Here is an 8,836-nt window from a genome sequence, read left to right on the forward strand (position 1 = left end):
TGGGAGCGTCCCCCCGCCCGCAACGCGCAGCGATGCGAGAGCGGGGGGAAGGCGCCGAAGGCGACTCAGGGGGGCTACTCTGCAACAGTTTGCCGCACCGCGTGTTCCCAGTTCGCCATCAGCTCCTGCGCACGCGCGTTGCTGAGGGTGGGCACAAAACGGCGGTCGGCGCGCCACAGTTTCGAGAGTTCGTCGGTGCTGCCATACACACCGCTCGACAACCCCGCCAGGTAGGCTGCGCCCAGCGCGGTCGTCTCAATGACAGCAGGCCGCACCACCGGAATGCCCAGCAGGTCGGCCTGGAACTGCATCAGCAGGTCGTTGATGCAGGCGCCGCCGTCCACGCGCAGCTCGCTCACGGGTGCGCCGCCAGCGGCCACGGCGTCGCGGCTCATAGCCAGCAGCAGGGCGGCGCTCTGGTAGGCAATGCTCTCCAGCGCCGCGCGCGCAATGTGGCCCAGCGTGGTGCCGCGTGTGAGGCCCGTGATGGTGCCGCGCGAGTCGGGTTTCCAGTACGGGGCGCCCAGGCCGGTGAAGGCGGGCACCATCATCACGCCGCCCGAGTCCGGCACGCTTTGCGCCAGCGACTCCACCTCGCTGCTGGTGGAGATGGCGCGCAGGCCGTCGCGCAGCCACTGCACCACGGCGCCGCCGACAAAGACGCTGCCTTCCATGGCAAATTCTGGTTGCGCCGTGGCCTGCGCTGCGCTGGTGGTCAGCAGGCCGTTTTGCGAGGTCTGGAACGTGCCGCCCGTGTGCATCAGCATGAAGCAGCCCGTGCCATAGGTGTTCTTGGCCATGCCCGCCGTAAAGCAGGCCTGGCCAAACAGCGCGCTTTGCTGGTCACCCGCCACGCCGCCGACGCGGATGCTGTGGCCCAGCAGGTCGGCCGCGATGTCGCAAAAATGCGCGCTGGACGGCAGCACTTCAGGCATCAGCGCCTTGGGTATGCGCAGCAGCGCCAGCAACTCGTCGTCCCACTGGTTGGTGTGCACATTGAACAGCATGGTGCGCGAGGCGTTGCTCACGTCCGTCACATGCACCTGGCCGTGGGTGAGTTTCCACATCAGCCAGCTGTCCACCGTGCCAAACGCCAGCTCGCCGCGCTCGGCCGCGTCCCGCGCGCCGGGCACATGGTCCAGCAGCCACTGCAGCTTGGTGCCCGAGAAGTAGGCGTCCACCAGCAAGCCCGTCTTGGCCTGGATGGTGGCTGCGTGGCCTTCGCTTCGCAGCTGGGCGCAGGCGGGCTCCGCCCGGCGGTCTTGCCACACGATGGCGTGGTGCACGGGCTGGCCCGTCTTGCGGTTCCACAGCACGGTGGTCTCGCGCTGGTTGGTGATGCCCACGGCGCGCACGGCGCTGGCGGCGATGCCCGCCTTGGTCAGCGCATCGCGGGCTGTGGCCAGCTGGGTGCGCCAGATCTCCAGCGGGTCATGTTCCACCCAGCCGGGCTGGGGGTAGATCTGCGGCAGCTCCAGCTGCGCCTGCGCCACGATGTGGCCGCTTTCGTCAAAAACGATGCTGCGGGAGCTGGAGGTGCCTTGGTCGAGTGCGAGCAGGTAGGTCATGGTGAAAATGTCGGGTGATCAAGCGGCGACAGTGCAAACGACTTCGGCGTCTTGCAACAAGGCCGGAAACGGCTCCGGCGGCGGCGCATCGGTGAACAGGCGGTCGATTTGCTGGAGCGTGGCCAGTTGCACCATCGCCGGGCGGTTGAACTTGCTCTGGTCGGCAGCCAGCCAGATCTCGCGGGCTTGCGCAATGATGGTCTGGGCCACCTTCACCTCGCGGTAGTCAAAGTCGCGCAGCGAGCCATCGGGCTCGATGCCTGAGATGCCGATGAGCGCAATGTCCACGCGGAACTGGCGGATGAAATCCACGGCCGCCTCGCCCACGATGCCCCGGTCGCGGGCGCGCACCACGCCGCCGGCCACGATGACCTCGCACTCGGGGTTGCCGCTCAGGATGGCGGCCACGTTCAGGTTGTTGGTGATCACGCGCAGGCCGCGGTGGTGGAGCAGGGCTTTGGCGATGGCCTCGGTGGTGGTGCCGATGTTCAGGATCAGCGAGCAGTCGTTGGGTACCTGCTCGGCCACGGCGCGTGCAATGCGCGCCTTGCCCTCGGCGTTGAGCGTCTCGCGCTGGGTGTGGGCCAGGTTTTCCACCGTGGAGATGGGCACGCGGACACCGCCATGAAACCGCGTGAGCAGGCCCGACTCTGCCAGCCGCTGCACGTCGCGGCGCACGGTCTGCAGTGTCACGCCCAGGGTGTCGGCCAGTTGCTCCACGGTGGCGGATTTGCGTGCGCGGACTTCTTCCAGCAGCAGCAGTTGTCGAGGATTCGTATTCACGCGTATTAATTGGCTGTGGGTGTTGATACTTTAAATCGAACAAAAAGGAACCCGTTAAGGGTAAACCTTGATTCAATATGATCAAAAAAGAACAAAAATGAACGAAATCGAAACGAGGTGCGTTGCTGTGTGTGCAGCAAAGCGCCAGCTCCACAAGGCCCTTGGTGGCCCATTAGAAAGGTTGCGTGATGCAGCTGGCACTGGACAGCATCAGCAAAAAGGTAGGACCGCAGACTTGGCTCCATGACATGAGTCTGACGCTGCACAGCAACGCCGTCACGGTTCTGCTGGGCGCCACCCAGGCGGGCAAGACCAGCCTGATGCGCATCATGGCCGGGCTGGACACCCCGACGTCAGGCACGGTGAAGGTCGACGGTGTGGATGTCACCGGTATGCCCGTGCGTGATCGCAATGTGGCGATGGTGTACCAGCAGTTCATCAACTACCCCTCCATGAAGGTGGCGGCCAACATTGCGTCGCCCTTGAAGCTGCGCGGCGAAAAGAACATCGACGCCCGGGTGCTCGAGATTGCCCGCCGCCTGCACATCGACATGTTCCTGGACCGCTATCCGGCGGAGCTGTCGGGTGGCCAGCAGCAGCGCGTGGCCTTGGGGCGTGCCCTGGCCAAGGGCGCACCGCTGATGCTGCTGGACGAACCCTTGGTGAACCTGGACTACAAACTGCGTGAAGAGCTGCGCGAAGAGCTGACCCAGCTGTTTGCGGCAGGCCAGTCCACCGTGGTGTACGCCACCACCGAGCCGGGGGAGGCCCTGCTGCTGGGTGGCTACACGGCCGTGCTTGACGAAGGTCAGTTGCTGCAATACGGCCCGACTGCCGAGGTGTTCCACGCGCCCAACTCGCTGCGCGTGGCGCGCGCCTTTAGCGACCCGCCGATGAACCTGATCCCCGCCACTGCGGCCACTCAGGGCGTGCCAGGCGTGCAGCTGCAAGGTGGCGTGCCATTGGCGATCCCGCTGCCGCAGGGAGCAGCCGTTGCGGGTGCGCTGACTGTGGGCGTGCGCGCCAGTGCGCTCAGGGTGCATGCGCGCCCGGGTGATGTGAGTGTGAGCGGCACGGTAGAGCTGGCCGAAATTTCGGGCTCCGACACCTTCGTGCACGCATCCACCGCCTGGGGCGATCTGGTGGCGCAACTTACCGGTGTCCATTACTTTGAACTGGGCACGCCCATCACGCTGCATCTGGACCCGTCGCACGCCTATGTGTTTGGCGCGGCTGGCCAGTTGGTGTGGGCGCCCGCGCGACAACATCTCACCGCACAAGGAGGACGCTGAGATGGCCCGTATCAGTCTGGATCTCGCGCATTCGTACAAGCCGAACCCGCAGCAGGACAGCGACTATGCGCTGCTGCCTTTGAAGATGGAGTTTGAGGACGGTGGCGCCTATGCGCTGCTGGGCCCATCGGGCTGTGGCAAGACCACCATGCTCAACATCATGTCGGGCCTGCTGGTGCCATCGCACGGCAAGGTGCTGTTTGATGGCCGCGACGTGACGCGCGCCAGCCCGCAAGAGCGCAACATCGCGCAGGTGTTCCAGTTCCCGGTCATCTACGACACCATGACGGTGGCCGAGAACCTGGCGTTCCCACTGAAGAACCGCAAGGTGCCCGAACCCCAGATCAAGCAGCGGGTGGGCGTGATTGCCGAAATGCTGGAGATGAGCCACCAGCTCGACATGCGCGCTGCGGGTCTGTCGGCCGACCAGAAACAGAAGATATCGCTGGGCCGTGGCCTGGTGCGGCCAGACGTGGCGGCGGTGCTGTTTGACGAGCCGCTCACGGTGATCGACCCGCATCTCAAATGGCAGCTGCGCCGCAAGCTCAAGCAGATTCACCACGAACTCAAACTCACGCTGATTTACGTGACGCACGACCAGGTAGAGGCGCTGACCTTTGCCGACCAGGTGGTGGTGATGACGCGCGGCCGCGCCGTGCAGGTGGGGTCGGCCGATGCGTTGTTCGAGCGCCCTGCGCACGTGTTTGTGGGCCATTTCATCGGCTCACCCGGCATGAACTTTCTGCCCGCCCAGTGTGACGGCGGCACGCTGTCGGTGGTCGGGCATCGCATGGTGCTCCCGGCGGAGCATGGCTTGCCAGGTGGATTGCTGCAGGTGGGCATACGGCCCGAATACTTGGCGCTGGCCCAGCCTGCCCAGGCAGGCGCTTTGCAATGCGCGGTGGTGCAGGTGCAGGACATCGGCACCTATCTGATGCTGACTGCCAAGGTGGGTGAGCACACGCTCAAGGCCCGCTTCAGCCCCGAAACGCGTCTGCCGTCGGCGGGTGATTCAGTGTGGCTGCAGGTGCTTGGCGAGCACACCTGCTTCTATCAAAACGAGGAGCTCTTGGCGTGAGCACTACAACCAAACCGGTGAACCAGAAGGCCTGGTTCCTGATCCTTCCGGTCATCATCTGCGTGGCCTTCTCGGCCATTCTGCCGCTGATGACCGTGGTCAATTATTCGGTGCAAGACATCATTTCGCCCGAGCGGCGGGTGTTTGTGGGCACCGAATGGTTTGCGGCCATGATGCGCGACGAAGAGCTGCACGCCGCCTTGTTGCGGCAGATCACTTTCTCGCTGGCGGTGCTGGCGGTGGAGATTCCACTGGGCATCCTGCTGGCGCTGTCCATGCCCGCGCACGGCTGGAAGTCGTCCGCGGTGCTGGTGGTGGTGGCGCTGTCGCTGCTGATTCCATGGAACGTGGTGGGCACCATCTGGCAGATCTATGGCCGGGCCGATATTGGTCTGATGGGCCGCCTGCTGCAGGAGGCGGGCATCGAATACAGCTACACCGGCAATGCCACGCAGGCGTGGCTCACGGTGCTGCTGATGGACGTGTGGCACTGGACGCCGCTGGTCGCGCTGCTGGCGTTTGCCGGGCTGCGCTCCATTCCTGATGCGTATTACCAGGCTGCCCGTATTGACGGGGCCAGCAAGTTCGCGGTGTTTCGCTACATCCAGCTGCCCAAGATGCGCGGCGTGCTGATGATTGCGGTGCTGCTGCGCTTCATGGACAGTTTCATGATCTACACCGAGCCCTTTGTGCTGACGGGCGGCGGGCCGGGCAATGCGACCACGTTCCTCAGCCAGTACCTCACCACCAAGGCGGTGGGCCAGTTCGACCTGGGGCCCGCTGCGGCTTTCTCGCTGATCTATTTCTTCATCATCCTGCTGCTGTGTTTCATCCTCTACAACTGGATGCAGCGCGTGGGCACCGCCAGCAACAAAGAAGGGGCCGGCCATGAATGAAAAACGCTTCCACAAGCGGTCGATCTTCCTCGTCGCTTACCTGATCTTTGCTGTGTTGCCCATCTACTGGATGATCAACATGAGCTTCAAGACCAACGCGGAGATTCTGTCCACGTTCTCGTTCTTCCCGCAGAACTTCACGTGGGACAACTACAAGACCATCTTTACCGATGAGTCCTGGTATTCGGGCTACATCAACAGCCTGATCTACGTCAGCATCAACATGGTGATTACGCTCACCGTGGCCCTGCCAGCGGCCTATGCGTTCTCGCGCTACAGCTTCCTGGGCGACAAGCACGTGTTCTTCTGGCTGCTGACCAACCGCATGACGCCGCCCGCCGTGTTCCTGCTGCCGTTCTTCCAGCTTTACACCACGGTGGGTCTGATGGACACGCACATTGCCGTGGCCCTGGCGCATCTGCTGTTCAGCGTGCCGCTGGCGGTGTGGATTCTGGAAGGCTTCATGAGCGGCATCCCGCGCGAAATCGACGAAACCGCCTACATCGATGGCTACAGCTTTCCGCGCTTTTTCATCACGATCTTTCTGCCGCTCATCAAAGCGGGTGTGGGCGTGGCCGCGTTCTTCTGCTTCATGTTCAGCTGGGTGGAACTGCTGCTGGCCCGCACGCTGACCAGCGTGAACGCCAAACCCATCGTCGCGACGATGACGCGCACCGTGAGCGCATCCGGCATGGACTGGGCGACGCTGGCCGCGGCTGGCGTGCTGACCATCGTCCCGGGCGCCATCGTGATCTGGTTTGTTCGCCACTACATCGCAAAAGGCTTTGCGATGGGTCGGGTTTGAGGAGGCTGCGAAATGTTTGACTGGATGGCCTGGACGCTGCCCGTAGCGGTGTTCTTCATTTGCATCGTGCTGATGCTGATCGGCATGACCGTGTGGGAGATCAAGTCGCCCACCGTGATGCGCAAGGGTTTTCTGCCCCTTGCGACCACGCGCGGCGACCGTCTGTTTATCGGGCTGCTGTCAGCGGCCTATGTGAACCTGATTTTTGTGGGCATCAGTGGAAAGCTGGCCCAGTGGTTCAGTCTGGAGGCCGACCCGACGATCTGGATCAGCTTTGTGCTGTCGATGGCACTGCTGGCGCTGATCATGCGCAAGGGCTGAGGCGTCAGACAGTATCAAAAAGATAGCTGCTAGCGCTTGAGGAATAGAGGATTCAATACGAAATCTATCTGAAACAGAGCTGTGACAAGCGCTGGCAGCTACTGTTTTTGATGATGACAAGCGCCGGTCCGATTTCCCCCCGGGCCGGTGTTCATCCACCAAGGGGGTTCCATCTGAGGAGACAACAATGAAGATGCAGTTCACGGCGATCGCTTTCGCCGCCGCAACCCTGGCTCTGGGGCAGGCCGCATGGGCGGGCGAGGCCGATGCCAAGAAGTGGATCGACAATGAGTTTCAGCCGTCCACGCTGAGCAAAGACCAGCAGATGGCCGAGATGAAGTGGTTCATCGACGCAGCCAAAAAGCTGCAGGCCAAGGGCGTGAAGGAAATCTCGGTGGTGTCCGAGACCATCACCACCCACGAATACGAGTCCAAGACGCTTGCCAAGGCGTTCGAGGAAATCACCGGCATCAAGGTCAAGCACGACCTGATCCAGGAAGGCGACGTGGTCGAGAAGCTGCAGACTTCCATGCAGTCCGGCAAGTCCATCTATGACGGCTGGATCTCGGATTCGGACCTGATCGGCACGCACTATCGCTACGGCAAGGTTCTGAACCTGACCGACTACATGACGGGCAACGGCAAGGAATGGACCAACCCCGGTATCGACATCAAGGACTACATCGGCACCAAGTTCACCACGGCGCCCGACGGCAAGATGTACCAGTTGCCCGACCAGCAGTTCGCCAACCTGTACTGGTTCCGTGCTGACCTGTTCGACCGCAAGGACATCAAGGACAAGTTCAAGGCCAAGTACGGCTACGACCTGGGTGTTCCACTGAACTGGAGCGCGTACGAAGACATCGCCGAGTTCTTCACCAACGACGTGAAGACCATAGATGGCAAAGCCATCTATGGCCACATGGACTACGGCAAGAAGGACCCCTCGCTGGGCTGGCGCTTTACCGATGCCTGGCTGTCCATGGCCGGCACGGCCGACATCGGCGCGCCCAACGGCTTGCCGATTGACGAATGGGGCATCCGCGTCGCCAACGACAAGTGCACGCCCGTGGGCGCCTCGGTGGCCCGCGGCGGCGCGACGAACTCGCCCGCAGCCGTGTACGCGCTGACCAAGTACGTGGACTGGATGAAGAAGTACGCGCCCAAGGAAGCCACGGGCATGACCTTCGGCGAAGCGGGCCCCGTGCCTGCCCAGGGCCAGATCGCGCAGCAGATTTTTTGGTACACCGCCTTCACCGCCGACATGACCAAGCCCGGCCTGCCTGTGGTGAACGCCGACGGCACGCCCAAGTGGCGCATGGCCCCTGGCCCCAATGGCCCGTACTGGAAGCAGGGCATGCAAAACGGCTACCAGGACGTGGGCAGCTGGACTTTCTTCAAGGACCACGACGCCAACAAGACGGCAGCGGCCTGGCTTTATGCCCAGTTCGTGACGGCCAAGACCACGTCGCTGAAGAAGACGCTGGTGGGCTTGACGCCGATCCGCGAGAGCGACATCCAGTCCAAGGCCATGACCGATGCCGCGCCCAAGCTGGGTGGCCTTGTCGAGTTCTACCGCAGCCCTGCCCGCGTGGCATGGTCGCCCACCGGTACCAACGTGCCTGACTATCCGAAGCTGGCGCAGTTGTGGTGGAAGAACGTGGCCCAGGCCGTGACGGGTGAAAAGACGCCCCAGGGCGCCATGGATACGCTCGCTGACGAAATGGACCAAGTGATGTCCCGGCTGGAGCGTGCTGGCATGGCCCACTGCGCGCCCAAGCTCAACAAGAAGGAAGACCCCAGCAAGTGGCTGAGCGACAAACAAGCCCCCTGGAAGAAGCTGGCCAACGAAAAGCCAAAGGGTGAAACCATTGCCTACGACAAGCTGCTGCAAGCCTGGAAAGACGGCAAGGCACGTTGATGACTCTCTGACTGTTGCGTTGTGACAGTTCTTTTGGCAGCCCGGACCCACAAGGTCTCTGGCTGCCTTTTTTGCTCCCGTCCGCCGCGGGCTATGTAGGCCCGCCGCGGATTTCAAACCGGAACTGTCCTCAAATCAACGGGTCACCCGTAAGTGGGTGGGACGCCCCTAG

General features: G+C 62.9%; 8 protein-coding genes. 6 read left to right on the forward strand and 2 right to left on the reverse strand.

Features of this window, described 5'->3' with window-relative positions:
- Positions 1-74 precede the first annotated feature (74 nt).
- Positions 75-1,568 carry a glycerol kinase GlpK gene (gene glpK, locus ACK4OE_RS06630; protein WP_409883876.1) on the reverse strand — a complete coding sequence of 498 codons (1,494 nt, stop codon included), beginning with the start codon at positions 1,566-1,568 and terminating at the stop codon, positions 75-77.
- A gap of 18 nt (positions 1,569-1,586) precedes the next feature.
- Positions 1,587-2,351: a DeoR/GlpR family DNA-binding transcription regulator gene (locus ACK4OE_RS06635; protein WP_409883877.1), complete on the reverse strand. Its 765-nt coding sequence runs from the start codon at positions 2,349-2,351 to the stop codon at positions 1,587-1,589.
- A gap of 188 nt (positions 2,352-2,539) precedes the next feature.
- Here ACK4OE_RS06635 and ACK4OE_RS06640 point away from each other — a divergent pair, with 188 nt between their 5' ends.
- The 6 genes from ACK4OE_RS06640 to ACK4OE_RS06665 all read left to right on the forward strand — a co-directional run bounded on the left by ACK4OE_RS06640 (position 2,540) and on the right by ACK4OE_RS06665 (position 8,664).
- Complete coding sequence (locus ACK4OE_RS06640) at positions 2,540-3,643, forward strand: ABC transporter ATP-binding protein (protein WP_409883878.1); 1,104 nt, start codon at positions 2,540-2,542, stop codon at positions 3,641-3,643.
- Position 3,644: 1 nt separating this feature from the next.
- Positions 3,645-4,721, forward strand: a complete 1,077-nt coding sequence (locus ACK4OE_RS06645; protein ID WP_409883879.1) for an ABC transporter ATP-binding protein — start codon at positions 3,645-3,647, stop codon at positions 4,719-4,721.
- Positions 4,718-5,617: a carbohydrate ABC transporter permease gene (locus ACK4OE_RS06650; protein WP_409883881.1), complete on the forward strand. Its 900-nt coding sequence runs from the start codon at positions 4,718-4,720 to the stop codon at positions 5,615-5,617. The genes ACK4OE_RS06645 and ACK4OE_RS06650 overlap by 4 nt, the downstream gene beginning before the upstream one ends.
- Positions 5,610-6,422: a carbohydrate ABC transporter permease gene (locus ACK4OE_RS06655; protein ID WP_409883882.1), complete on the forward strand. Its 813-nt coding sequence runs from the start codon at positions 5,610-5,612 to the stop codon at positions 6,420-6,422. Before ACK4OE_RS06650 ends, ACK4OE_RS06655 begins: the two co-directional genes overlap by 8 nt.
- 12 nt (positions 6,423-6,434) lie before the next feature.
- Entirely contained in the window at positions 6,435-6,743 is a 309-nt protein-coding gene (locus ACK4OE_RS06660) for a DUF2160 domain-containing protein (protein WP_409883883.1), read from the forward strand.
- Positions 6,744-6,930: 187 nt separating this feature from the next.
- Positions 6,931-8,664: an ABC transporter substrate-binding protein gene (locus ACK4OE_RS06665; protein ID WP_409883884.1), complete on the forward strand. Its 1,734-nt coding sequence runs from the start codon at positions 6,931-6,933 to the stop codon at positions 8,662-8,664.
- Positions 8,665-8,836 lie beyond the last annotated feature (172 nt).

The organism is Acidovorax sp. (genome assembly GCF_046314175.1).
Classification (GTDB): domain Bacteria; phylum Pseudomonadota; class Gammaproteobacteria; order Burkholderiales; family Burkholderiaceae_C; genus Acidovorax.